At 64.3% G+C, this 24,065-nt stretch carries 18 protein-coding genes and 2 rRNA genes (1 of these 20 cut by a window edge); 5 read left to right on the top strand and 15 right to left on the bottom strand.

The features are described from left to right. Positions 1 to 38: 38 nt before the first annotated feature. The 3 genes from M2351_RS22065 to M2351_RS22075 all read right to left on the bottom strand — a co-directional run bounded on the left by M2351_RS22065 (position 39) and on the right by M2351_RS22075 (position 3,549). On the bottom strand, positions 39 to 1,016 hold the full coding sequence (locus tag M2351_RS22065; RefSeq protein ID WP_264658210.1) for a ketopantoate reductase family protein: 978 nt from the start codon (positions 1,014 to 1,016) through the stop codon (positions 39 to 41). A gap of 54 nt (positions 1,017 to 1,070) precedes the next feature. Then, positions 1,071 to 2,522, bottom strand: coding sequence for an aldehyde dehydrogenase family protein (locus tag M2351_RS22070; RefSeq protein WP_264658211.1), 1,452 nt, complete (start codon positions 2,520 to 2,522; stop codon positions 1,071 to 1,073). Between the two features lie 64 nt (positions 2,523 to 2,586). Next, positions 2,587 to 3,549, bottom strand: coding sequence for an SDR family NAD(P)-dependent oxidoreductase (locus tag M2351_RS22075; protein ID WP_264658212.1), 963 nt, complete (start codon positions 3,547 to 3,549; stop codon positions 2,587 to 2,589). A 114-nt stretch (positions 3,550 to 3,663) separates the two neighbouring features. Here M2351_RS22075 and M2351_RS22080 point away from each other — a divergent pair, with 114 nt between their 5' ends. The 4 genes from M2351_RS22080 to M2351_RS22095 all read left to right on the top strand — a co-directional run bounded on the left by M2351_RS22080 (position 3,664) and on the right by M2351_RS22095 (position 9,571). After that, positions 3,664 to 4,599, top strand: coding sequence for a hypothetical protein (locus M2351_RS22080; protein WP_264658213.1), 936 nt, complete (start codon positions 3,664 to 3,666; stop codon positions 4,597 to 4,599). 100 nt (positions 4,600 to 4,699) lie between these two features. Further along, complete coding sequence (locus M2351_RS22085) at positions 4,700 to 6,172, top strand: NAD-dependent succinate-semialdehyde dehydrogenase (protein ID WP_406567426.1); 1,473 nt, start codon at positions 4,700 to 4,702, stop codon at positions 6,170 to 6,172. A 115-nt stretch (positions 6,173 to 6,287) separates the two neighbouring features. Next, the gene (locus M2351_RS22090; RefSeq protein ID WP_264658214.1) at positions 6,288 to 8,450 is read left to right on the top strand and encodes a cytochrome P450/oxidoreductase; all 2,163 of its coding nucleotides are present in this window, start codon (positions 6,288 to 6,290) and stop codon (positions 8,448 to 8,450) included. Positions 8,451 to 8,617: 167 nt separating this feature from the next. Then, on the top strand, positions 8,618 to 9,571 hold the full coding sequence (locus tag M2351_RS22095; RefSeq protein ID WP_264658215.1) for a LysR family transcriptional regulator: 954 nt from the start codon (positions 8,618 to 8,620) through the stop codon (positions 9,569 to 9,571). 192 nt (positions 9,572 to 9,763) lie between these two features. Here M2351_RS22095 and M2351_RS22100 read toward each other — a convergent pair whose 3' ends face one another. The 8 genes from M2351_RS22100 to M2351_RS22135 all read right to left on the bottom strand — a co-directional run bounded on the left by M2351_RS22100 (position 9,764) and on the right by M2351_RS22135 (position 20,061). Continuing rightward, positions 9,764 to 11,266: an aldehyde dehydrogenase family protein gene (locus tag M2351_RS22100; protein ID WP_264658216.1), complete on the bottom strand. Its 1,503-nt coding sequence runs from the start codon at positions 11,264 to 11,266 to the stop codon at positions 9,764 to 9,766. Between the two features lie 105 nt (positions 11,267 to 11,371). Further along, entirely contained in the window at positions 11,372 to 12,394 is a 1,023-nt protein-coding gene (locus M2351_RS22105) for a zinc-dependent alcohol dehydrogenase family protein (RefSeq protein WP_264658217.1), read from the bottom strand. A gap of 43 nt (positions 12,395 to 12,437) precedes the next feature. After that, positions 12,438 to 13,253, bottom strand: coding sequence for an HpcH/HpaI aldolase family protein (locus M2351_RS22110; protein WP_264658218.1), 816 nt, complete (start codon positions 13,251 to 13,253; stop codon positions 12,438 to 12,440). A gap of 141 nt (positions 13,254 to 13,394) precedes the next feature. Then, positions 13,395 to 14,678: a TRAP transporter large permease gene (locus M2351_RS22115; protein WP_264658219.1), complete on the bottom strand. Its 1,284-nt coding sequence runs from the start codon at positions 14,676 to 14,678 to the stop codon at positions 13,395 to 13,397. Next, entirely contained in the window at positions 14,678 to 15,460 is a 783-nt protein-coding gene (locus tag M2351_RS22120; RefSeq protein WP_264658220.1) for a TRAP transporter small permease, read from the bottom strand. The genes M2351_RS22115 and M2351_RS22120 overlap by 1 nt, the downstream gene beginning before the upstream one ends. Next, positions 15,382 to 16,410, bottom strand: a complete 1,029-nt coding sequence (locus tag M2351_RS22125) for a TRAP transporter substrate-binding protein (protein WP_264658221.1) — start codon at positions 16,408 to 16,410, stop codon at positions 15,382 to 15,384. The genes M2351_RS22120 and M2351_RS22125 overlap by 79 nt, the downstream gene beginning before the upstream one ends. Before the next feature lie 434 nt (positions 16,411 to 16,844). Next, entirely contained in the window at positions 16,845 to 18,470 is a 1,626-nt protein-coding gene (locus M2351_RS22130; protein ID WP_264658222.1) for an MFS transporter, read from the bottom strand. 400 nt (positions 18,471 to 18,870) lie between these two features. Next, on the bottom strand, positions 18,871 to 20,061 hold the full coding sequence (locus M2351_RS22135) for an arabinose transporter (protein WP_264658223.1): 1,191 nt from the start codon (positions 20,059 to 20,061) through the stop codon (positions 18,871 to 18,873). 205 nt (positions 20,062 to 20,266) lie between these two features. On the opposite strand from M2351_RS22135, the gene M2351_RS22140 reads away from it, so the two are divergent. Further along, on the top strand, positions 20,267 to 21,163 hold the full coding sequence (locus M2351_RS22140; protein ID WP_264658224.1) for a LysR family transcriptional regulator: 897 nt from the start codon (positions 20,267 to 20,269) through the stop codon (positions 21,161 to 21,163). 27 nt (positions 21,164 to 21,190) lie between these two features. Here the strand turns inward: M2351_RS22140 and M2351_RS22145 are convergent, their stop codons facing one another. The 4 genes from M2351_RS22145 to M2351_RS22160 form a co-directional block, all read right to left on the bottom strand. After that, positions 21,191 to 21,388 carry a carboxymuconolactone decarboxylase family protein gene (locus M2351_RS22145; RefSeq protein WP_319801921.1) on the bottom strand — a complete coding sequence of 66 codons (198 nt, stop codon included), beginning with the start codon at positions 21,386 to 21,388 and terminating at the stop codon, positions 21,191 to 21,193. 52 nt (positions 21,389 to 21,440) lie between these two features. Further along, entirely contained in the window at positions 21,441 to 22,646 is a 1,206-nt protein-coding gene (locus M2351_RS22150) for an MFS transporter (protein ID WP_264658225.1), read from the bottom strand. 697 nt (positions 22,647 to 23,343) lie between these two features. Continuing rightward, a 5S ribosomal RNA gene (gene rrf, locus M2351_RS22155) occupies positions 23,344 to 23,459 on the bottom strand. Between the two features lie 125 nt (positions 23,460 to 23,584). Then, positions 23,585 to 24,065 (bottom strand): 23S ribosomal RNA (locus M2351_RS22160); it runs 2,265 nt beyond the window's last position.

Consider the following 24,065-nt stretch of genomic DNA (forward strand, 5'->3'; position numbering starts at 1 on the left):
ATGCTGCTCCTGGGCCGCTCCTGGCGGAACGACCCTTCTCAATCGGCGTAGAGCCCCGCGGCTTTCGCCCGCTGGATCACCAGCGCCGTCACCAGATCGAGGGTCGGCGTGGCGACGCCCACCATTCGCCCGATCTCCAGGGGCACACGGAACAAGGCGTCGATCTCCATGGCGCGACCGAGTTCGAGGTCCTGCAGAACGCTCTGCTTGTGACCAGAAACCGACAGGCGGCTTCTCACCGTCCCGGGGTCGCCGGGATCGCAGCCCAGGGCCCGCGCGATCGCCGCCCCCTCGGCCGCGATGGCGCTGGCCGCATCGGCCAGAACCGGGTGGGACAGCGCGTCGCGCATCGCGGAGGCGGTCAGGACTCCAAGGGTGCCCCCGGTGAGATTCATCAGCAGCTTCGCCCAGATCGCATCCCGGATACGGCCCGTCACCTCCATCTCAAGCCCGCCGACGGTCAGAAGTCCGGCCAGTTCGTCGACCCGCGCGTCGGGCGCCCCGTCGGGCCGGCCGAGGATGATGCGATTGCGCGCATTCTCCGCATGGATCACGCCGGGCTTCCGGACGGTGCAGGCCGTGTAGGCGATGGCCCCCACGACCCGTTCCGGCGCGACGGCTGTCCATATCCGGTCGTCGGGATCGATCCGCGCCAGGCGCGTCCCGTCCAGCGCTCCGCCATGCGCATGGAAATACCACCAGGGAATCCCGTTCATCGCGAAGACGACCCGTGTGTCCACGCCCAGCAGAGGCCGCAGGCCGTCGGCGATCTGCGGCAGCGACGGCGCCTTGACGCTGACGATGACGACGTCCTGTTCGCCGATGTCACGCGCGTCGTCGCTGGCTTTCGGCCGGCCGTGGAAATCGCCGTCTTTCGCCTCGATGAGAAGGCCGTGGTCCTTGATCGCGGCCAGATGCGGCCCGCGCGCAATCACCGAGACATCCGCCCCGGCGCGCATGAGGCGTCCGGCGATATGGCCGCCGACCGCGCCGGCTCCATAAACGCATACTTTCATCGCATTCTATTCCTTGTGAACACCGCGGGCGTTTCCGGGGGATAGGCCCCGCTGTCAGGGACCGATCGGTTCCAGCGCCGCGGCATCGTCGGGAAAGCCGAAGATCGATTTGACCTCCAGATATTCCTCCAGCCCGAAAATTCCCATTTCCCGGCCGTTGCCCGACTGCTTGTAACCGCCCATGGGCGCGGCGACGGACCCGGCGGCACCGTTGAAGAACACGCGCCCAGCCCTCAGCCTTCGGCTCGCGTCGCGCCCCTTCTCGCGGGATCGGGTGAACAGGTAGGCGCCGAGGCCGTAGGGCGAGTCGTTGGCGAGTTCCACCGCCTCTCCCTCCGACGAATAGGACAGGATGGAAAGAACCGGGCCGAAGATTTCTTCGCGGGCGATGGTCATGTCCGGGGTCACATCCGCGAAGATCGTCGGCCTGACGAAATAGCCACGCTCCAGCCCATCCGGCCGCCCGACACCGCCGAGGACGAGGCGGGCGCCCTCGTCGATGCCCTTCCGGATGTAGGCCTGGATCCGGTCAAACTGTGCCTTGTTGACGACCGGCCCCATGGTTGTCGCCCCGTCGGACGGGTCGCCGATCCGAATTTTCGCGGCCTCCGCCACCATATGGGCGACGACCTTCTCGACCTGGTCCACATGGACCAGCACCCGGCTGGGAGCGTGACAGGACTGGCCGGAATTGAAGAAGCCGCGACCGACGTTCCATCGCGCGGCGGCGGCGAGGTCGGCATCGGGAAAGATGATGTTCGCCGATTTTCCGCCCAGCTCCTGGGCGACCCGCTTGACGGTCGGGGCCGCGGCACGCGCGACCAGAACGCCGGCCCGCGTCGAGCCGGTGAACGAAATCATGTCGATCCCCGGATGGCGGCACATCGCCTCGCCCAGGAGCGGCCCGTCGCCGGTCACGACGTTGAACACGCCCTTCGGGACACCGGCCTGATGGAAAACCTCGGCCAGGAACAGGGTCGACAGGGGCGAATACTCGCTCGGCTTGATCACGACCGCGCACCCCGCCGCCAGCGCGTAGGCCGCCTTGGTCACCGGCGTTTGCACCGGCCAATTCCAGGGGGTAATCAAGCCGCAAACGCCGATCGGCTCCCGCCGAATGATGGTGTCGCCGATGCTTCTCTCGAACCGGTATTCCTTCAGAAGGGAGATCGCCTGCCGGAAATGGTCGATCGGCCCCATGGTCTGAACCGGCACGCTCTTGGGCGATCCCATTTCCCGTGCGATCAGATCGGCCAGCTCGGCACGGCGGGCGGTGTAGACCTCCACGATCCGCTCGAACATGCCGATCCGGTCGGAGATGGAGGAGACACCGTAATCGACGAACGCGCGGCGGGCCGCCGAAACCGCCCGGTCCAGGTCGCCCTCGTCACACATGCCGACCGTCGCAAACGCCTCTTCGGTGGTCGGATCGATCAGTGAACTGTGATTTTGCGGCGAGGAGGCCCCCCACGCGCCGTCAATGTAGTATTTTGGATAGGATTTCACCCACGCTCCTCCCGGCTCCTGAACCAACTGCCGTCTGCCGACACGGCCTCTCAGCTATGGCCCCTCAGCTGTTGTGCGTCAGGCCGCCGTCGACGGCGATCGTCTGGCCGGTGACGAAGCCGGCCGCCGGCGTGGCCAGGAAAATGATGGTTCCCGCCAAGTCCTCGGGGACTTGGCCCTTGGGCAGGCACTGTTCGCCCAGAACCCTGACGCGGAACGCTTCGGTTGGGTTGTGGGTGCGCTCGACCTCGGTGGCGATGGCGCCGGGCCGAATGCAGTTGACCGTGATCCCGTGCTGGCCGAGTTCGCGGGCCATCGCGTTGGTCATGCCGATGATGGCCGATTTGGACGTCACGTAATGCAGGTAGTTCGGCACGCCGCGCGGCACGGAATCGGACGAGATGTTGATGATGCGCCCCCATTTCGCGTCCCGCATCGCGGGGGCCACGGCGCAGGCGCAGAGATAGGCGCCGGTGACGTTGATCCTCAGCACCCTCTCCCACTCTTCCAACGGGATCTGGTCGAAGGCCACCTTGTTCAGCGTCGCGAAAATCGCGGCGTTGTTGACCAGGACATCGACCCGGCCGAATTCCTTCAAAACGGTGGCGACCATCGCGTCGACGGTGTCCTTCGCGCCGACATCGACCATGACGGCGAGCGCCCGCCCGCCGGTGCTCCGGATCTCGTTCCGCACCGATTCCGCCTTGTCCAGGTTGAGATCGGCGATCACGACCGAGGCGCCGGCCGCTGCGAACTGACGGGCCAATTCACGCCCGATACCCTGACCTGCACCGGTGACGATGACGACGCGGCCGCGCACACTGAAGTCACGTGCGTGCGACGGCACCCCGGAATCCGCCGGAGCGTGGGTGGACGTCTGACCGAACATTTTCTCTCCCTTGGTTCCAACCGATTTTCGACGAGCCAGCGCCCACGGCTTCTCTGCCAGCGTCGGGCTTCGCCGAAGATCGCACTTTCCAAATAGCCCTGGGCCAAATAGCCCCCGGCCGTTACCGCGGGCCGCCATAAGCAAGCCAGAAAAGCAGCGCTTCGATGAAATCATATACCGGAAAAGCAATTTCAGTTAACCGCGAGAATTAACCGCGCCTGCTCTATATATAAGACGGTATTATACCGCCCCATGAGCGGGGTCTTTTCTGACGAGGCCGGCCTGATTACCGTACAACCAGCCAAGAACGCGATTTGGCGCGGCAAGTTGTCATGGGAAAGGAAACGGGTCATGCGTGTAGCCAGATCTTCGGAGACCGACACTGAGAATGTCGGGACGATGCGCGACGGAGTGCTCGCCCAGAAGCATCTGCTGTTCGGTGAAGACGATTCTCCGCTGAATTACGATCTGAACATGGGCCGCGCGGGAAGCGGCGGCTGGCGGACGCCGCGCCATCGGCACAATTTCGACCAGATCCGCTACGTCATCAAAGGAACCCTGCCGTATGGCGAGAAGCAGTTCCTGCATGAGGGCTGGGTCGGCTATTTCCCCGAAAGCGTCCATTACGGCCCGCAGGAACGCGCCGAGGGGCTGGAGACGATGGTCCTCCAGTTCGGCGGGGCCAGCGGTGGCGGCTATCTCAGCGTGGCGCGTCGCGAGGCGGCGAATGCCGAACTGAACAAGGTCGGCACCTTCAAGGGCGGCAAGTTCATCTACGAGGACGAGAACGGCCAGACCCAGACGCGTGACGGCTCGGAAGCCTGTTTTGAAAAGGCGACCGGCAAGACGCTGGAATTCGCGCCGCCACGCTACACCGACGTCATCGCGATGAACCCCGACGCGTTCGACTGGACGCCTGAGGACGAAGGGGTCCAGGTCAAGACGCTGGGAACCTTCACCGAGCGCGGCGCGCGCATCGGATTCGTCCGGCTCGACCCGGACGGTGTCTACAAGGCCGGGGCGAAGGAGTCGATCGAGATCCTGTTCCTGACCAAGGGCCAAGTGGTGATCGACAACATTGAATACGGCCCGGAATCGGCCTTCGAGCTTCTGCCCGATGAGAAGCCGGTGCCGATGCGCGCCACCCGGGAAACCGAGTTCCTGAGCATCGTGCTGCACAAGTTCTGACGGTTTCCACGTCGAACGCGCCTTTCACCGTCCGGCGACCTCGACCCATCGGCGTCGCCGGGCGATCAAAAAACACAGCTACAAACAAGGGGGGCCGCCAATGGCGGGGATGACGCTGAAGGCGCTGCTGAAGGACGCCGATCTGCTTCGGGAGAGCAATCTTATCGACGGCCTCTGGGTCGAGGCCGACAACGGCGCGGTGACCTCCGTCGTCAATCCGGCGACCGGACAGGTCGTGGGCACCGTGCCTGCGATGGGCGCCACTGAGACCCGCCGCGCCATCGAGGCCGCCAACGCGGCCTTCCCGCGCTGGCGCGCCATGGTCGCCAAGGACCGTGGTGCCATCCTGCGGCGGATCGCCGAACTCATGCACGAGAATGTCGAGGATCTGGCGCTGATCATGACGGTGGAACAGGGGAAACCCCTGGCCGAGGCGCGGGGGGAGATCGCCTATTCAGCCGGTTTCCTCGAATGGTTCGCCGAAGAGGCGCGCCGGGTCTACGGTGAAACCATCCCGCCGCATGTCCCCGGCCGTCGGGTGATGGTGACGAAGGAGCCGATCGGTGTCTTCGCGGCGATCACCCCGTGGAATTTCCCCTCGGCCATGATCACCCGCAAGGCGGGACCGGCCTGGGCGGCGGGATGCGCTGGCGTCATCCGCCCCGCCAGCCAGACACCGTTTTCGGCGCTCGCGCTGGCGGTGCTGGCCGAGCGCGCGGGCCTGCCGCCGGGCGTCTGCAACGTCATCACCGGTCCGTCCGGCGCCACCGGCGGCGAGCTGACGGCGAACCCCCTGGTGCGGAAACTGTCGTTCACCGGCTCCACGGAGGTGGGACGCGTTCTTCTGCGCCAATGCGCGGACACCATCAAGAAGACCTCGATGGAATTGGGCGGCAACGCGCCTTTCATCGTGTTCGACGACGCCGATCTCGATGAGGCGGTGAAGGGCGTGCTCGCGTCCAAATTCCGCAACACCGGCCAGACCTGCGTCTGCGCCAACCGGATTCTCGTCCAGGACGGCGTCTACGACGCCTTCGCCGCCAAGCTCACAGCGGCCGTCGACGCCATGACCGTGGGAAACGGGCTGGAGAACGGCGTCACGCAGGGTCCGCTCATCAACCAGGGCGCGGTCGCCAAGGTGGAGGAACACATCGCCGACGCCCTGACGAAGGGCGCGCGGGTGATCACCGGCGGCCGGCGGCACGCGCTCGGCGGCAATTTCTTCGAACCGACGGTGCTGGCGGACGTGCCGGCCGACGCGTTGATCTTCCAGGAGGAAACCTTCGGTCCGGTGGCGCCCCTGTTCCGCTTCACGACCGAGGAGGAGGCGATCAGGCTGGCCAACGACACGCCGTTCGGCCTTGCCAGCTATTTCTACGCCCGTGACGTCGGACGCATCTTCCGGGTCGCCGAAGCGCTGGAATACGGCATCGTCGGCATCAACGAGGGGCTGATTTCGGCGCCGGAGGTGCCCTTCGGCGGCGTCAAGGAAAGCGGGCTGGGCCGCGAAGGCAGCCGGCACGGGATCGAGGAATACCTGGAAATCAAATACATGGCCCTCGGCGGCCTGTAACCGCGCGGCCCACGGGGACCGGTATAACATCGTGCTATAGCCCAGATCCAAGCCGTGTTGACCGACCGCCGCCAACTTCCAATGATTGATCAACGGATTATGGGAGTACTTAGCAGTGTCGACGCCAACTCAGGATTGGGATCCGCTCGATCCCGACAATCACGGGGATCCGACGGAAATCCATGCCCATCTGCGCGAGAAATGCCCGGTCGCCTGGAGCGACCGGTTCGGCGGCTTCTACGCCCTGACGCGCTACGAGGACGTGACGAAGGCGGCGCTCGACCACAAGACCTTCACGAGCGCGCAGAAGACGACCATTCCGGACACGACCGGCCCGGATCGGCCGCCCCGCGCGCCGGTCGAAATCGACCCGCCGATGCATGATCACTTCCGGGACATGCTCAACCGCTTCTTCACGCCCGACCGGATCCGGCTGCTGGAGCCCGTGATCCGGCGTGCCGCGCGCGAATTGCTGGGCCGCTGCATTTCGCTGGGGGAAACGGACGCGGTCGAATCCTTCACCTTCTACATGCCGATCCAGGTGCAGTGCATCTTTCTCGGCATCTCCGTCGAGGACGGACCCAAGATCAAGACCATCGTCAACCGGATCATCGACGCGGGCGCCATCGGCGACAGCGTGGCCCACAAGGCGGCGAACGACGAGCTTTATTCGTACATCGACGGCGTCCTCGACGCGCGGCGCAAGACGCCGTACGATCCCAACGACATCATCAGCGCCTTGCTGAACGAAGAGATCGGCGGCCGTCGGCAGACCCACGAGGACGTGGCGGGCACCATCCGGCTTTTCCTGCAGGCGGGACACGGCACGACGACCAACGCGCTGGGCAGCATCATCCGCCATCTGGCCTCGATGCCGGCCGACCAGCAACGCCTGCGCCAGAACCCGAAACTGATCCCCCAGGCCATCGAGGAGCTGCTCCGCGTCTGGACGCCGGTCCGGGTGGTCGGTCGCAAGACGACCTGCGACGTGGAGGTCGCCGGCCGGGTGATTCCCAAGGGATCGAAGGTCGGCTTGATGGTCGCCGCCGCGAACCGGGACTCCGCCGTCTTCCCGGACGCCGACACGGTCGATTTCGACCGTAAGCCCAACCGGCACATCGCGATGGGGCACGGCGTCCATCGCTGCGTCGGCGCGGCCCTGGCGCGGGCGCAGCTCCGCATCGCGGTGGAAGAACTGCTGTCGATGACCGACGACTTCGTCCTGGCCGGCGAGGTGGCGTTCAGCACCTGGACGCATCTGGGTCCGTCGAAACTGCCGGTGAGTTTCACCGCACGCTCGCACGACGACGCCGGAAGCAGCACGATCCGCGCCGGCCACCGGGAAACCGTGATGGACGTCGCCGCCATCCGCCCGCTGGCGGAGCGGATCATCGAACTGGAATTGCGCGCGCCGGCCGGCACGCAGCTGCCGGAATGGACGCCGGGCGCCCATGTCGATCTCGTTCTGCCGGGCGAGATCACCCGCTCCTACTCCCTGGCGAGCGATCCCGCGGACCGCTCCGCGTGGCGCATCGCGGTTCTGCACGAAGTCAACGGCCGCGGCGGCTCGGCCACCATCCACCGCATCCAAGCGGGAGAAAGCGTGCGCGTCCGCTGGCCGCGCAACAACTTCCCGCTGAAGCCGGCCGCGGCCTATCATTTCTTCGCCAGCGGCATCGGAATCACGCCGATCCTGCCGATGATCGAAGCCGTCCGGGCGCAGGGATTGCCGTGGCGGCTGGATTATGTCGGCCGCACCCCGGAGACGCTCGCCTACCTGGAGCGCGTCGGGCAACACCGCGAGGCGCATGCGCATTTCACTGCGAACGGCAAGCGGCCCGACCTGTCCGCGCTGCTGTCCGAAACGTCGCCCGAGGCGGCGGTCTACGCTTGCGGTTCACAGGGCTTCCTTCTCGACCTGGAGGCTGCCGCCGAGGCGGCGGGCCGCGCCTTCCACACCGAATGGTTCGCGCCGAGGCCCGGCGCACGCCAGGGCGCGGAGGGCTCCTTCGAGGCCTTCACGGTTCGGCTGGAGCGGTCGAACGTCGAGGTGACGGTCCTGCCGGGACAATCGATCATCGACGCCTGCGCGGAGGCCGGCGTCACGATCCCGTCCTCGTGTTTCGAGGGAACCTGCGGCGCCTGCCTGTCGACGGTGCTGGAGGGCGTCCCGGATCACCGGGATTCCTTCCTGCTCGCCAACGAACGCAAGTCCAACCGCCTGATCGCGCCATGCGTCTCCAAATCCATGACGAACCGCCTGGTGCTGGATTGGTGACGGCGTGACCCGGAATGGACCGAGGCGTCTCGCCTCGGTCCCCCGGGGTTTGCTCTTTTTGAACATGGTTGCCCGGGCGCCCCACGGCGCACCGGTCAACTCGGCATTCGCTCTGGTTAATTTTTGGGCTAGGATCCATGACGGCATACGATTGGGGGAAACGGACGTTGGATCCGCGCAAGCTGCTCTATTTTGCGACCGTGGTCGAACATGGCAGCTTCAAGAAGGCGGCGAAGCATCTCAACATCTCGCAACCGGCGCTGTCCACGTCGATGGATCGGTTCGAGCGCAGCCTTGGCGAACAGCTGCTGAAGCGCGGCCCGACCGGAGTGTCGCCCACCCAGGCCGGTGAAATCCTCTACGCCCACGCCCGCCTGATCCGGGAGGAGCTGACTCTCGCCGAACGGCGCGTGGCGCAGCAGGACAGCAAATCCGATGACATGGTCGTCATCGGCACGCTGCCGAGCCTGATCGCCAACATCATTCCAAGCGCGGTCTGCCAATGGCGCACCCTGCATCCCGATCCCACCTTGCGGGTCATCGAGAAGATACAGCTGGAACTGCTGATCAGCCTCGTGCGCGGGGAACTGGATTTCATCATCGCGCAGACCGAATGGTACGGCTTCATGGAAGGCCTGCGGCAACGGGTGCTGTTCCGCGACCGGCTGTATGTGCTGGGACGGCCGGACCACCCGGCCTTTGAGAAGGAGAACGTCTCGTTCGCCGATCTGGCGCAGTATCCCTGGGTCATCCAGATGATCGGCAGGCAACGGACCCTGCTGGAAAAGCTTCTCGCCCAGGAAGGGGTGGAGATGCCGACCCGACTGACCGAATGCGGGTCGGTCAATTTTCTGAAGACCATGGTGGCCAGCAGCGACAGCCTGGCGATGCTTCCTGAATCGACCGTCGCAGCCGACGTCCACGCGGGCATGCTGCGTCCGTTCGACATCAACGGACCGCTGCTGCACCGCGACATCGCCGTCATCTACAGGGATGAAACTCCACTCTCCGCGGTCGGCCGGGACTTGGTCGAGGCGGTGGCGAATGCCGGTCTCAAGCTCGCGTCAGCAAGCCTGGAGCCGGAGCCGCCCCATGACGACGGCCCGTCAAACCAAGTCTGACGGGCCGTTTCGTTTCAGGCCGGGGTGTCATACCATGTCCCGATGAGATCAACTCATCGGGACATGGTATCGGCGGCGACTGCCGCCGCGCGGGCACATGCCCGCGGAGCCAAGCCGGCCGCCCATTCAAAGTGAGGGGGCGGTGCCGGCGATTGAGGCCCGCTGATCGGTCACGATCAGCGGGATTTGGTATCAGCCGTCGATGTAGACGGTCTTGCGGTAAAGATAGGTGTCCAAATGCGCGCGGCCGCCCTTGGCGCCGTATCCGCTGTGCTTGGTCCCGCCGAAGCCGACCAGGGGATCGATCAGCCCGTAGCAATTCACCCACATCACGCCGGACTGTATCCCTTTGACGACCTTGAACGCCTGTGAGATGTCCCGCGTCCACACCGCGCCGCCCAGTCCGTATTCGGTCTGGTTTCCAAGCGCAATGGCCTCGTCCAGCGTGTCGAACGGGATGACCGACAGCACCGGGCCGAAAATCTCCTCCCGCGCGATCCGCATATCGTTGGCGACGTCGGCGAAGACCGTGGGGGAGACGTAATAGCCGCCAGCCAGGTTATCACCTCTCATACGCTCTCCACCGCAGATCAGCTTGGCGCCTTCCCGGCCGCCGAGGTCGATGTAGGACAGGACGCGATCCAGCTGCCGCCCGGAGATCAGCGGGCCGAGCTGGCTGTCGGCGTTCAGGCCGGGGCCCACGCGAACCGTGCGGGTGAACGCGGCGACCCTCTGGCAGAATTCCTCCACGATCGGGCGCTGGACGAACACGCGGGTGCCGGCAAAGCAAATCTGGCCGGAATTCGCGAACACGCCCATCGCCGCACCGGGAACCGCCTTGTCGAGATCGGCATCGGCGAAGATGATGTCCGGCGACTTGCCGCCAAGCTCCAGCTGCAGCTTCTTGATGTTGACCGCCGACGCCTCGATGATCCGGCGTCCGGTGTCCGTCGAGCCGGTGAAGGCGATGCGGTCGACGTCCGGGTGGCGGGAAAGCGCGGCGCCGGCGGTGCTTCCGTAGCCGGTGACGACGTTGACCACGCCTGGAGGAAGGCCGATCTCGTGCAGCAGACCCGCGACGCGCAGGACGCTGAGGGACGCATCTTCGGCGGGTTTGAGCACGACCGTGCATCCGGTCGCCAGCGCCGCGCCCAGGATCCACCATTGCCCGTTGAGGGGACCGTTCCACGGGATGATCCCCCCGATGACGCCCACCGGGGCGTTGAACGACATCGTCGTGACGTCGCCGGGCAGACCGTTCGGCAACGTTTCGCCGGCGACCGCAGTGCATTGGGAGGCGAAGAACTGGATCATGCGCAGGACGGCCGCCTTGGAGGCGCGGGTCCGCGAGATCGGTGCGCCCATGTCGGTCGTTTCGATCTGCGCAAGCTCTTCGAAATTACGGTCGATGGCGTCATGCGCGCGCTGGAGCAGCGCCTGCCGCTCGTAAGCCGTCCAACGGCTCCAGCCCCCCTGGAACGCCGCGCGCGCGGCTTTCACGGCCCTGTCGACATCGACGCCGTCCCCCGCCGCGAGGTGCCCGATCACGGCTCCGGTCGACGGATCGACCGTTTCGAGCGTTGCGCCGGAGGCGGCGGGCACGTCCTGCCCGTTGATCAGCAGACCGAACCGCCCACGGGAGAGGAACTCCCTGGCGGCGTCGCACAGGGATACGGAGGAATCCTGGTGATGCATCGAACTCGCTCATTCGTTCTGGCGCCGGTTTCGGCCCGGCGCCCGGAAATCAATCACCTCTTGGGCGGGCTGGGACGGGGTTCGCTTCTGATGGGGCCGGGGCCGTCAGAAAAGGAACACGCCCTTCCCGCCGCTCTGCCTGTCGAAGCTCTGGTAGGCCAGTTCCGCTTGGTCGATGTGCCAACGGTCGGTGAACAGCGCGTCCAGCGCGATGCCGCGTTCGACAACGAAATCCGCGCAGGCGCGCTGGCTTTGGATCGACATCGTCCAGGAGGGGATGATCCGCATCTGCGTCCGCAGCATCTCGCCCAGCGAGAATTTCAGTTCGGACCCGATCCCCACGAGCCCGAGCGTCCCCCAGGGCGCCAGCGACCGCAGGGCGTCATGCCCGGCCTGGGCGGCGCCGGAGGTTTCGAGGATCATCGACGCCCCCTGCCCCTCTGTTACCTCGCGGATGGCGTCGGGAACGTGCCCGTCACGCGAGTTGATCACGACATCGGCGCCGAAGTCCTTCGCCCGCGCCAGCCGGTCGTCGTCGATGTCGAGCGCGATCACGCGGGCGCCTTGCGCCTTGGCGAGCAGCGTGGCCGACAGACCGACGGGCCCCTGGCCGAAGACGGCCAGCGTGTCGCGTCCCGACAGCGCCATCCGCTCGAACGCCCCCCAGGCCGTGCCCGTCCCACAGGAGATCGCGGCACCGGCGGCGAAGCTCAACCGCTCGTCGAGAGGCACCAGCGTGTCGGCGGGAATCTTCCTATAGGGGGCATGGGCCCCATGGTCGTCGGACCCGTAGACGGTCACCGGCACGGTTCGGCACATCTGCGGCCAACCGGAGCGGCAGTGCGAGCAACCGGTGCATCCATGGTAATGATGGACCATCACCCGAGCCCCCACGCGTGCGTGCGGGTTCGCCACGCCGGGCCCCACCGCCACCACGACACCGCAGGGCTCATGGCCGGCGATCACCGGTGCCTTCGCCGCGTCGCGTGGCCGGCGATAGTAATGCAGGTCCGAACCGCACATACCGGACGCTTTGATCTCGATCACCACCTCGCCCTGCCCCGGGGTCGGGTCGGGAACGGTGATGAAGTCGATGGCACGGTCACCGGGGAAGGCGACTCCTCGCATTGGGCGTTCCTCGTCTTGTCTGTCTTTGTCTTCTTTTCCGCGATCAGCGTACCGGATGAGCGAGCCTCAAACGGCCGACCCTGTCCGTCGCCGCGCCGAGCATGAATCCGAGATCGGAGCCTGTCGTGAGGTAGCGCGCGCCCATCCGGACCAGTTCGTCCGCAAAGTCCGCCTTCGATGCGAGGCCACCGACGCCAAGATGCTTTCCGTGGCGGCGGCAGGCGTCCCAGACCGTCCGATAGGCGTCTTTCACGACCGCGTGGTCGAGCTGGCCCGGCACGCCCAGATCGTTGGAAAGATCGTTCGCGCCGACATGCAGGATGTCGATCCCGGCCACGCCGGCGATCTCGTCGGCCCGCTCGACCCCCCGGCCGGACTCGATCATGGCGACCACCATCGTTTCCGCATTGATCGCCCGCATCGCATCCGGAGCCGCGACCGCGCCGAAGCGGAAATGCGGCAGCGCCGAGGAGAACGACCGCTTGCCCTGGCCGGGATATTTCGCCGCCTGCACGACGGCGGCCGCGTCCTCTCTGCTTTCGACATGCGGCACGATGATCCCGAGCGCGCCACCGTCGAGAATGCGCGCGATCAGGTTGGGATCCACCCCCGGCACCCGCACGAAGGGCGCAACGCCAACCGCCAGACAGGCCATGCAGATCTGACTGGTCGTATCGAGGGAGAACGCGCAGTGCTCAAGGTCGACATAGATCGAATCGACCCCCGCCGTCTTCGCCAGGCTGGCGATTTCGACACCCCGGACAAGCCGGACGATCATCGACAGCGCCAGTTCGTTCTGCCCGAGCCTTGATTTGACCGCATTGGAGAGCGGATCACCGACAACCGTTTCTATGGCCATTTCCATGGCTCCCAATGCTTCGATAAGGGGCTTCGATAAGGGGCTTCGATAAGGAGAAGGCACCCGGTTCCCGCGTCGGGCGCCGAACGCCCGTGACCACGACTGCGACTTTGGAAAACTGAAAAGCCGATCCGCCGTGGATCACTGCATGGTTGCCGGCAGCCAGAGAATGATCTGCGGGAAAACAACCAGCACGGCGACCGCGATCAAGTGCGCCACGACGTGCGGATACGAACCCTTGAACACGTCGGAGGCGGGGATCTTCGTGTATTTCGAGATGACGAAGACGTTCATTCCAAGCGGCGGGGTCACCATGCCGACTTCGCCCATCACGATCGTGACGACCGCAAACCACAGGGGATCGTAGCCGAGCTGAACCATCAGGGGATGGACCACCGGTACGGTCAGGATCAGCATCGCCACGAGATCCATGAAGCAGCCCAGGACGAGGTAGACGAACAGGACCATCACCATGATCGTCCACGCCGGCAGCCCGGAGCCAACCAGGAATTGGACCAGATTCTGGGTCGCCTGGGTGATGGTCAGGAAATACCCGAAGATCAGCGCCCCGAGGATGATGAAGGAAATCATGCAGGTGGCCCGCGCGGTCACCACCAGGGCATGTTGCAGCTTCTCCATCGGAGTCCTGCGCAGGATGGCCAGCAGGAACGCCCCGAAGGCTCCGAAGGCCGACGCCTCCGTCGGCGTGGCGATGCCGATGTAGATGACCCCCGTCACCATCATGAACAGGACGATGAAGGTCCACGAGGATCGCAGGGAGACGAACTTCTCACGCCAGCTGTAGCTCTGTCCCAAAGGCGCATGATCCGGGTCGCGCCAGACGAGATAGGCAACGGTGGCCATGATCGTCAGCGTGATCAGAAGCCCGGGAATGACGCCGGCAATCAGCATCTTGCCGACATTCATGTTGGCGAGAAGCGCGTAGAGGATCATGGCGACGCTGGGTGGGATGAGCATCGCCAGGGTGCCCGAGATGGCGGCCACGCCGGTCGCGAGCTTCGGGCTGTACCCCTGCTTCAGCATGCCCGGAATGCTGGTTGCGGACAGGGTTGCCGCCGCGGCCGTGCTGGATCCGGAAATCGCCCCGAACGCAGCGCCCGTGATCGCCGTGGCATGGGCCAGACCACCCGGCGTCCGTCCCATCCAGGTTTTCGCGACGTTGAACATGTCGTCGCTGACACCGCTGCAGATGATGAAGTTCGCCATCAGGATGAACATCGGGATCGAGACGAATTCATAGTTCTGGATCGCCCCGAGCGAAGCCGACCCCAGGATTCCGAGGATGAGCTGCGATCCTCCCAACAGGTACAATCCGACCGCACCCGACAGGGCAAGCGACAGCGCCACGGGCAATCCGATGGAGATCAGGACAAGAAGCGTCACCGTTCCAAGAAGCGCTTCCATCAGACGCCCTCCTCTTCGATCTCGTTCAATTCCGCCACGGGGATGCCGAATTCAGGAATGTTGAGAATGCCGGCGATGCAATGTGTGCAAGCGATGTGAAATAGTCTCAGCGTCAGCATAAGAAGGCTGAAAGCGACGATGGCCTTTCCCAACCACATGGGCCAAGGATAAATCCCGACCATCTGTTCGTTCATCGTCCAGGATTCCAGAGCGAGATGGTACACTTCGTTCGCCATCAACGCGATGACACCCGAGGACAGGAGCAGCGCGACGCCCAGCAAGATGTGATACAGTCTGGGGGGCAGCAGCTGGGCGATGATGTCGACGCTTATGTGACCGCCGTGCCGCAGGGTGTTTGCCAAAACCGGCAGAAAGGCGGCCGAGATAAGATAGAGCGTTACAAGATCCGCCGTAACGATGAGTGGACTGTTGGCCAGATAGCGGAGACTGGCATCCAGGAAAACCAAGATCATGATGATGAACAGAGAAGCGCACGAGACAACAAGAGACGCCTTTTCCAGCCAACCCAATATGGTGTCCACAAACATATTGGTGCGCCACAGATAAGATCCGCGATCTTCCGCGGCGATGCCCCTTTCCGCTGCGACAGACATCTTTTCACCCATATTGATACCGCCAGATATTGAAATCTCATGGCAGGGCCGACAGCCGCGGACGTCGCGGCCGCCCCATGCATCGGAGATCACTGCTTCATCGCCGCCTTGAAGCCTTCGAGCACCTTGGTGCCCGGCTTCCCGCGGGAGTCCAGGGCGCTTGCCCATTCCTTGGCGACATCCGCCGTCAGCTTGTTGAGCTTGGCGATATCATCCGGCGTCCACGTGTAGATGCTCATGCCGGCCGCCCGCATGTCGGCGATGTTCTTCGCTTCCGTCTGGTCGACGTAAGCGCACCAATGGTCCGACGCCTTCTTGCCCGCCGCCACAAGAGCGTCCTGCTGCGCCTTGGGGAAGGAGGCAAACTTTCTCTCGGAAATGATGAGAAGATCGCCCGGCGTGCCGAAGCTGTAGCCGGTCGTTCCATATTTGGCGATGGACGAAAGGTCCAATTCCTTCACCGACAGGAACGAGAACAACACCGTGTCGATCGTGCCGCGTTGAAGGGCGGTGAAGACCTCCGGCGACCCCATCTTGACAGGAACACCGCCAAGCTTGACGACGGAATACTCCATCAGGCCACCGGCATTGCGCATTTTCAGGCCGTGCAGGTCTTCGACCTTCGTGATGGGTCCCCGCGACGCGGCCGGTCCGTAAGGCGGATAGGGGAAATAGGCCAGAACCCGCACGCCGGTCGACTTGAAGTCGCCTTCGAAAATCGGGCCGCCGGGAGCGCCAAGCGCAAACAGCGCGTTGACCACGCTGCAAGCGTTCGTCGCGAGGCCGGGAGCTTCCAGCACTCCCATCAACGGCAGCTTGTCGCTGCTGACCAGGGCCGTCGATACGGTGCCCACATCGATCGCGCCCGACTTTACGAGGTCGAACATCTCACGCGCTTTTCCCAGCTGCTCCGCCGGATAAAGCTGGATTTTGACCGATTTGCCGGAAAGCTCCTCGGTTGCGTTGATGAAGACGTTTGATCCTTCGACCACCCCAGGGGCCGTGGAGGCGAGGTGGGTGGCGTATTTCAGCTTCGTCACCTCCTGCGCGGACGCGAGACCGGCGAACCCCATCGCCATCCCCGCCGAAATCAACGCGGTTGTAAGTCCCAATCTCATCACTTCCTCCCTCATTGCTCATCGTTGTATGTACGGTTCTGTGATTTCCGCGCCAGCTCGGTATTGAATCCGTCGCTGGCACGGCAAGAACTCGCGATTTTTGCTTGGTTTGCGTTCTATTTCCGATTTTAACAGAATATCTGCCGCGCCTCTCTTCACTATTGTCGGCCTATATTCCGGAGTGTTCGCTCAATACAAAACCTAAACCGAGAAATCCTCTGATTGTTTTATATGCTCACTATAAATATGTTAACCTATGCGGACCGCGCAAGTGGTTCTGCTGCGCGGCGAAACGGCGTGATAACCTGGCATTATAGCGGTCCCGGCAAGGTGACCTGGCAAGGGTCACACGGAAGCCCCGCGGAGCTTTGCGCCGGCATTTCGGCCATGGTTCTGCCGTGCAGATCGCACCGCGGGCGCCCCGATCCGGTTCGCTACATGATCTCGGGGTTGATCTTGATCGTCATGTCATCGACCGAAGGCACCGTGTGACGTTCGATCATCCGGCGCACCTGCGGCCGTCGACGGTCCTTTGACAGGGCTTGCAGGCGCTCCGATACATCGGCGTCCGCCTGGGTCGGACGCTGGTTGAAGCGCACATAGTCGGCCCAGGTCGGAAACTGGTAGGTTTCCTTCCAAAGCATCGGATTTTCCAAGTCCCGGAGCAGGACCCAATGGCGCACGCCATCCCGTATGCGCATCCGACGCCGATCGGCGATCGTTTCGAGGAAGCTTTCGACGTTTTCAACCGGCACTTCGTATTCAATCATGATTCTGATAGGACCACTGCGGTGCGTCACGCTCATCCGCAGCTCGGGTTCGCGGAAGCGATTGAGAGGGGTGAGGTCAACGGAGACAAGGTCCGGCATGGCGAAGCGCATTCCCATCAATGCCCCGACAACCGCCATGCCGCCGGAGATCGCAAGCGCGATCGGTGTTCCGTACGACTCCGCGACCGCCCCCCAGAGCCAACTGCCCACGGTCATCCCGCCGAAAGAGGCCGTCTGATAAATTGACAGCGTGCGACCCACGACCCAACGCGGCGTCGACAGTTGCAGCACGACATTGAAAAGCGATAACGCCAGCACCCAGCACGCGCCCACCGGAAAGAGCAGCAGGCAAGTCAACCAAAGCTCACGGCTGAACGCGATGAGCGAGGCACAGACGGCAAAGCCGAGAAAGGCTCCCTTCGCGATCCTTTCCGCGTTGAACCTTGCGCGCACGCGCGCATTCGCGAGCCCACCGGCGAGCGCCCCAATCCCAAAGGCACCCAGAAGAGCGCCGTAAACGACCGCCCCACCTTCGATGAGATCGCGCGCGACAAGCGGCAGAAGGGCCAGGACGGCGATCGCGACAAATCCGAAGACGAAGCTTCGCGCAATCACCGCAAGCAGGTTTGGAGACATTGCGACATAGCTCAGGCCCGAGAATGCCGCGCGGTGGAAGCCCTCTCTGGGAAGAGTGGCCGGCATACCTTCGGTCTTCCAACGCACCAATGCATGGATCATCGGCACAAAGCTGAGCGCGTTGGCGATGAAAGCGGCGGCCGCACCCGCGGCACCTACGGCAAAGCCACCGAGCGCGGGACCGATGCTTCGGGTGAGGTTCAATCCCATGCTGTTGAGCGTCACCGCGGCGGAAATTCGATCGCGCGGCACGACATCGCCGACTGCCGCCTGCCAGGACGGAGTGTGCAGGGCCGTACCGCATCCCAGAAGGAAGGTGAAGAGCAGAAGAAGCCAAGGCGTGATCCAACCGGACACCACCGCCAGAGCCAAAGCCAATGCGATGGTCATCATCATAAGCTGCGCGACCATCAGAACCTTTCGTCGATCGTAGCTGTCGGCGAACACGCCCGCGACGATGGAGAAGAGCATGACCGGTAGCGTCGTTGCCGATTGGACCAGTGCGACCATGTCGCTCGACGGCACAATGGAGGCCATCAACCACCCTGCGCCGACCGCTTGAACCATGGTGCCGAGATTGGAGGCGATGCCGCCGATCCAGAGCCGGCGAAAGATCGGATAGGCCAACGGTCCCGCAAGCGGCTGCCCGGGCATGATTGATCTCCTTCCTTCCGGGTTCTGCGAGCTACGACGCCAACGGTCCGGACCGATGGAGATTTGCCCTCTGCAACACCCACAATCCCGGTTAAAGCGAATTTACATTCGCTTTAGATTCATACGGCCTCATTCGCCGGCTCTCAGCGGATGCCTGTGGCATCCACCTGCCGCCAGCGGGAACTCCGTTCCCGCGAGAGGCCGGGCTTCGGTCGCACTGTCGTGTTGCCACGTGCCGACCACGTCGTCTTGCTCGTTGCTCCGCAACGGACCGGCACAACACCATGTCACCTTAGGCTGGTTGGTGCACAGTGCATCGAGCAAAAAGCGGCTTGCCGCCTGATCTTGTCGCGGGGGTATAATTTCTGCTTTTAGCCTTTCAACAGAAGGCGGAAATTCCTCAGATCGCTGTCGGCGCCATCAGGAGTCGCCCCGCAATCACGGCGGCGCCGAGCACGACCAGCGTGCTGACGAGGAACACCGAGCCCAGGCCGGCCCCGCTCGCAACCAGTCCCAACGCCGGGCTGGCGATGCCCAGGGCCAGATCGAGGAACGCCGTGTAGGCGCCCATGGCGAGGCCGCGGCTCTGTGCCGGTGCGTGACGGACCGCCTCCACACCGAAGCCGGGGTAGACGAGCGAGTAGCCGAAGCCGGTGAGCGCGGCCCCGACCAAAGCCAAGCCCGGCCGGGGCGCCAGCCAGATGAGCGCTTGGCCGGTCGCCTCGATCAGCACGCTGACCAGGGCAACTTGGGCGCCACCGAGCCGGTCCGGCAAATGACCGAAGAGCACACGCGCCACGATGAAGGCAACGGCAAAAGCGCTGAAGGCCAGCCAGGCCGGACTCCACCCACGGTCCACGAACAGCAGCGCGATGAAGGCGGTGATCGCGCCGAAGCCGATGCTGCTCAGCGCCAAGCCGACTCCCGGCATCCAGACGGCCCCGACCACCTTCGCGAAGACTGGGCGCGCGCGCCGCTGCGGCAGCACCGGCCGGAGCGGCGCCACGATCAGCAACGCAGCGAGCGGGACCAGCGTCGTCGCCAGCGCGATTGCCGCGAAACCAAAGCTTTCATACAGAGCCGTGCCGAGCGGTGCGCCGAGCGCGAAGGCGGCGTACATCGCCGTTCCAACCCAGGCCATGACCGTGCCGGCATTCCGCGCATCGACGAGCGCCAGCCCCCAGCTGAGCGCCCCGGTGATGATGAAGCTCTCCGCCGCACCGAGCAGCCCCCGACTCACGATCAGGATCGTGACCGAAAGTGCGGGAGCATCGACGACGCGAAGGGACAGGAGATAGATCAGACCGGCCGCCGCGGCACCGGCCAAGCCCGTGATGACGGCGCGCTTGGCGCCACGGCTGTCGGCGTGGTTGCCAGCCCACACCCGCGAGACGAGCGAGGCCGCGAACTGGCTTCCGGCGACGAGTCCGACCGCGACGGTGTCGAGGCCGAGGCCCTGGTGAACATGCAGCGGCAGCACCGGCAGGGCGAGGCCGATGATCAGAAAAACGGTCAGGACCACCGCCATGATCGGCAGGAGCACCACCACGACGCTGGGCGCGACCGCGGGGCGAGAGGACGTGGCGGACATCAGGAACCTTTGGGACATGCGGAACGGAAGGCGGTGGATTCCGCGTTGGATGTGATCTTTGCCGCCGTGCCGGAAGGCGAATAGACGGCAAGTTCCGCATAGGCTTATGAGCGCAGCTCATGAATGCCGCGCGGGAATGCAGTAACGCGGAGCCCCGGCTTGCAGTAGTGTCGGAACTGCCCGATCCCATGAGGGAAATTCATCAATGCCGCGCGAGAACGTGAATGACCTCCTTGCCTTTCTGGCCGTCGCGCGGGAGCAGAGCTTCACCAAGGCGGCCGCCAAGCTCGGCGTTTCACAGTCGGCGCTCAGCCACACCGTTCGCCATCTTGAGGAACGGCTCGGCATCCGGCTGCTGACCCGCACCACGCGCAGCGTCTCCCCGACGGACGCCGGTGAGCGCCTTCTGCGGACCATTGGTCCCCGCTTCGACGAGATCGAGGCCGAACTCGAAGCCCTGAGCGAGTTCAGGGAAAAGCCGGCCGGCACCATCCGGATCACCGCCACCGACTACGCGATCGACGGCCTTCTCTGGCCGAAGCTGCAGAGGTTGCTGCCCGAGTATCCGGACATCAAGGTCGAGTTGATCAACGACTACGGCCTGTCCGACATCGTTGCCGAGCGCTATGACGCCGGCGTCCGTCTCGGCGAGCAGGTCGCCAAGGACATGATCTCGGTGCGGATCGGGCCAGACGTCCGCTTCGCGGTGGTCGGAGCGCCCTCCTATTTCGCCAAGCGCCCACCGCCGGAAACGCTGCAAGACCTGCTCGGTCATGCCTGCGTTACCCTGCGGCTTCCCACCCACGGGGGAATCTATGCGTGGGAGTTCGAGAAGGACGGTCACGAACTGCGCGTGCGCGTGGACGGTCAACTCGTCTTCAACAGCATCTTCCACATCCTCAACGCGGCATTGGCCGGCTTCGGACTCGCCCACCTGCCCGAGGATTTGGCGCAGCCGCACATTGAGGCGGGGCACCTCCAGCGGGTTCTGGACGACTGGTGCCCGTCCTGGTCGGGATACCACCTCTACTACCCGAGCCGCCGCCAGTCCTCGCCGGCCTTCGCGCTGCTCGTCGACGCGCTGCGCTACCGGGGCGCGTGAGGACAGGGTGTGCGGCCGAGCGCCGTGTCAGCCCGCACGCTTCTCGAACACGTCCTTGAAGACGGGCAGCGCCGAAATGACGTTGGGCCAACCGGCGTAGAAGGCGAGGTGGGTGAGCGCTTCCGAGGCCTGGTCGCGCGTCAGGCCGTTGTCCATCGCCCGGTTGAGGTGAAAGGGAATTTGCGCCACCTGGCCCGAGGCGACCAGGGCGCTGACGGTGATCAGGTACCGGCATCGGGCCGCCGCCGGTCACTGCTCTGCTTGGATCGATCCTTCCCTAGGCCGACTGGAATCGACCCTTGTGCGACGTCATCACAGCCAGGAGGGCGGCAACGACGAGGAGGACCGCGCTGAAGCCGAACGTGGCTTGGTAACCGCTCCGATCGAACAGCAGGCCGCCCACGCCCGCACCCAAGGTGATGGCGAGTTGAACGACGGCGACCATCAGGCCGCCGCCGGCCTCGGCATCGTCCGGCAGCGTCCTCGCCACCCATGTCCACCAGCCGACCGGCGCCGAGGTGGCGAACAGCCCCCAGATGCCCAGCAGCACCGCTGTCACGGCGGTCCCGCCGCCCACGGTGACGAGAGCCAAGGCGATCACCGCCATTAGCGCCGGGATGGTGACCAGCGCCCGGTAGAGGTTGTCCTGCAGGAAGGCTCCGATGAGGGTCGTGCCGATGAAGCCGGTCATGCCCATCATGAGGAGCATAAGCGACAGCGTGGAAACATCGACATGGGCCACCGTTTCCAGGAACGGCCGCAGGTAGGTGAACAGCGCGAACTGCCCCATGAAGAAGAGGCTGACCGCCGCCATGCCCAAGGTCACCACGCGCCGGTTCAGCAGTCTGAAGACGTTTGCGGAGCCCCTCCGGGCTTCTGTCTTCATCGTCGGCAGACTCAGGAACTGCCAGACGAAGACGACGGCCGCGACCGGGACGACGAAAAAGAAGGCGCCGCGCCAACCAATCAGGCCGCCGAGAAAGCTCCCCATCGGTGCCGCCACGACCGTGGCAAGGGCGTTCCCGCCGTTCACGATGGCAAGAGCCCGCGGCACTCGATCGTCAGGAACGAGCCGCATCGCCGTCGCCACCGACATCGACCAAAACCCGCCGATGGCGACGCCGATGAAGGCGCGGCCGATCATGAAGATTTCATAGTTCGGGGCGATCGCCACGACGGTTCCCGAGACGATCATCAGGCCGGTCAGCGCCAGCAGCAGCACCTTACGGTCGAGCCTACCGGCCGCCGCCGAAATGAAGAGACTGGTCAACACCGCGAACACGCCCGACACGGAGATGGCCTGTCCGGCCTGCCCCTCGCTGATCCGCAGATCGGACGCGATCGGCGTCAACAGGCTGACCGGCATGAACTCGGAGGCGACCAAGGCGAACGCGCCCAGCGACAGCGCAAAGACGGCGCCCCACGCCGCTGACCCTTCCGCGATCTCGTCGCCCTTCCAGAAGACTTGTTCCAGCGTTTTCATTAAACCTCAAAGCCACAATGGCCGCCGCACGGCAATGTCCAGCCACCGGCGGCGGCGCTCTGCACCGGTGGGACGGTCTGCTGGTGTCGGTCGCTTCTCCAGTCAGGCTGACTCCGTCGGTGGTCAGCGCATTGCTTGGCCAAGCCGCCATTTCGCCAATCAGATGCCGGGTTGATCCGTCAGAACAGAGATAGCTGAGGCACGCATCCGTGATTACCGCCTCAAAGCTGCATGTTATGATGAGCTGTGCTCATCAATCTGGAGCGGCGGATCGGATCGTGCGCACAAGCGGCAAGGCAGCCCTATGACGCTCATCTCCATCCGCGAACGGCAGGGCCGCCCCGCGAAACGCGGCGTATTTCCGAATGAAGAAACGATGACCGCCTCATCGCTGCCATCATCTTGGAGAAGAACGATGAATGAGCGGTGCAGCGGGCGCGCTACATGACGCTGGAAACTATCGCTCCGCATCGACGATGCCCCTGGTCAGCCTGCCCGCTGTGGCCAGCTGATCATCCCGGCCAGACCAGCCGGAAAATCTAATAAAACGCGAGAGTCGTAATGGCGCGGAGTGGACGACGAAAAGCCGGCGCTCCTTGTGGGGAGCGCCGGCTTTTGGTGTGTTCGTGAAGACGTGCAAGTGACGGTGCGATGTTCAGCGCTTCCAACCGGCTGGGTGTTGGCGTGTGCCGTGGTGACCTGGCGGCGACCTACTCTCCCACGTCTTGAGACGCAGTACCATCGGCGCTGAGGCGTTTCACGGCCGAGTTCGGAATGGGATCGGGTGTTGGGAGCCTCGCCATGACCACCAGGTCACCAAGGCACACGCGAGCCATCCAACCGGACGGGCTGTCTTGTAAGTGAGGACGTTTGCTTCTTGCGGCGGAGTTGCTGTTGCTTGTGTGTGGGCTGGCCGCTGCGCGTGGCGCGGCGGCGATGGGATCAAGCCGATCGAGCGATTAGTAAGGCTCAGCTTCGGGCGTTGCCGCCCGTCCACATGCCTCCTATCGACGTGATGGTCTGTCACGGCTCTCAAGGGAGTTCTGGTTTAGAGGTGGGTTTCCCGCTTAGATGCTTTCAGCGGTTATCCCGTCCATACTTAGCCACCCGGCGATGCGACTGGCGTCACAACCGGTCCACCAGAGGTATGTCCATCCCGGTCCTCTCGTACTAGGGACAGATCCTCGCAAAACTCCGACACCCACGGCAGATAGGGACCGAACTGTCTCACGACGTTCTAAACCCAGCTCACGTACCACTTTAATCGGCGAACAGCCGAACCCTTGGGACCTGCTCCAGCCCCAGGATGTGATGAGCCGACATCGAGGTGCCAAACGACTCCGTCGATATGGACTCTTGGGAGTCATCAGCCTGTTATCCCCGGCGTACCTTTTATCCGTTGAGCGATGGCCCGTCCAC

The sequence above is a fragment of the Azospirillum canadense genome, assembly GCF_025961225.1.
Lineage (GTDB): Bacteria > Pseudomonadota > Alphaproteobacteria > Azospirillales > Azospirillaceae > Azospirillum > Azospirillum canadense.

Coding starts and splice junctions, on each gene's coding strand:
- M2351_RS22065 (WP_264658210.1), bottom strand. CDS start 1,016: ATGAAAGTATGCGTTTATGGAGCCGGCGCGGTCGGCGGCCATATCGCC.
- M2351_RS22075 (WP_264658212.1), bottom strand. CDS start 3,549: ATGGCGGCCCGCGGTAACGGCCGGGGGCTATTTGGCCCAGGGCTATTT.
- M2351_RS22080 (WP_264658213.1), top strand. CDS start 3,664: ATGAGCGGGGTCTTTTCTGACGAGGCCGGCCTGATTACCGTACAACCA.
- M2351_RS22085 (WP_406567426.1), top strand. CDS start 4,700: ATGGCGGGGATGACGCTGAAGGCGCTGCTGAAGGACGCCGATCTGCTT.
- M2351_RS22100 (WP_264658216.1), bottom strand. CDS start 11,266: ATGCATCACCAGGATTCCTCCGTATCCCTGTGCGACGCCGCCAGGGAG.
- M2351_RS22105 (WP_264658217.1), bottom strand. CDS start 12,394: ATGCGAGGAGTCGCCTTCCCCGGTGACCGTGCCATCGACTTCATCACC.
- M2351_RS22110 (WP_264658218.1), bottom strand. CDS start 13,253: ATGGCCATAGAAACGGTTGTCGGTGATCCGCTCTCCAATGCGGTCAAA.
- M2351_RS22115 (WP_264658219.1), bottom strand. CDS start 14,678: ATGGAAGCGCTTCTTGGAACGGTGACGCTTCTTGTCCTGATCTCCATC.
- M2351_RS22120 (WP_264658220.1), bottom strand. CDS start 15,460: ATGGGCAAGCGCCCTGGACTCCCGCGGGAAGCCGGGCACCAAGGTGCT.
- M2351_RS22125 (WP_264658221.1), bottom strand. CDS start 16,410: ATGAGATTGGGACTTACAACCGCGTTGATTTCGGCGGGGATGGCGATG.
- M2351_RS22130 (WP_264658222.1), bottom strand. CDS start 18,470: ATGCCCGGGCAGCCGCTTGCGGGACCGTTGGCCTATCCGATCTTTCGC.
- M2351_RS22135 (WP_264658223.1), bottom strand. CDS start 20,061: ATGTCCGCCACGTCCTCTCGCCCCGCGGTCGCGCCCAGCGTCGTGGTG.
- M2351_RS22140 (WP_264658224.1), top strand. CDS start 20,267: ATGCCGCGCGAGAACGTGAATGACCTCCTTGCCTTTCTGGCCGTCGCG.
- M2351_RS22150 (WP_264658225.1), bottom strand. CDS start 22,646: ATGAAAACGCTGGAACAAGTCTTCTGGAAGGGCGACGAGATCGCGGAA.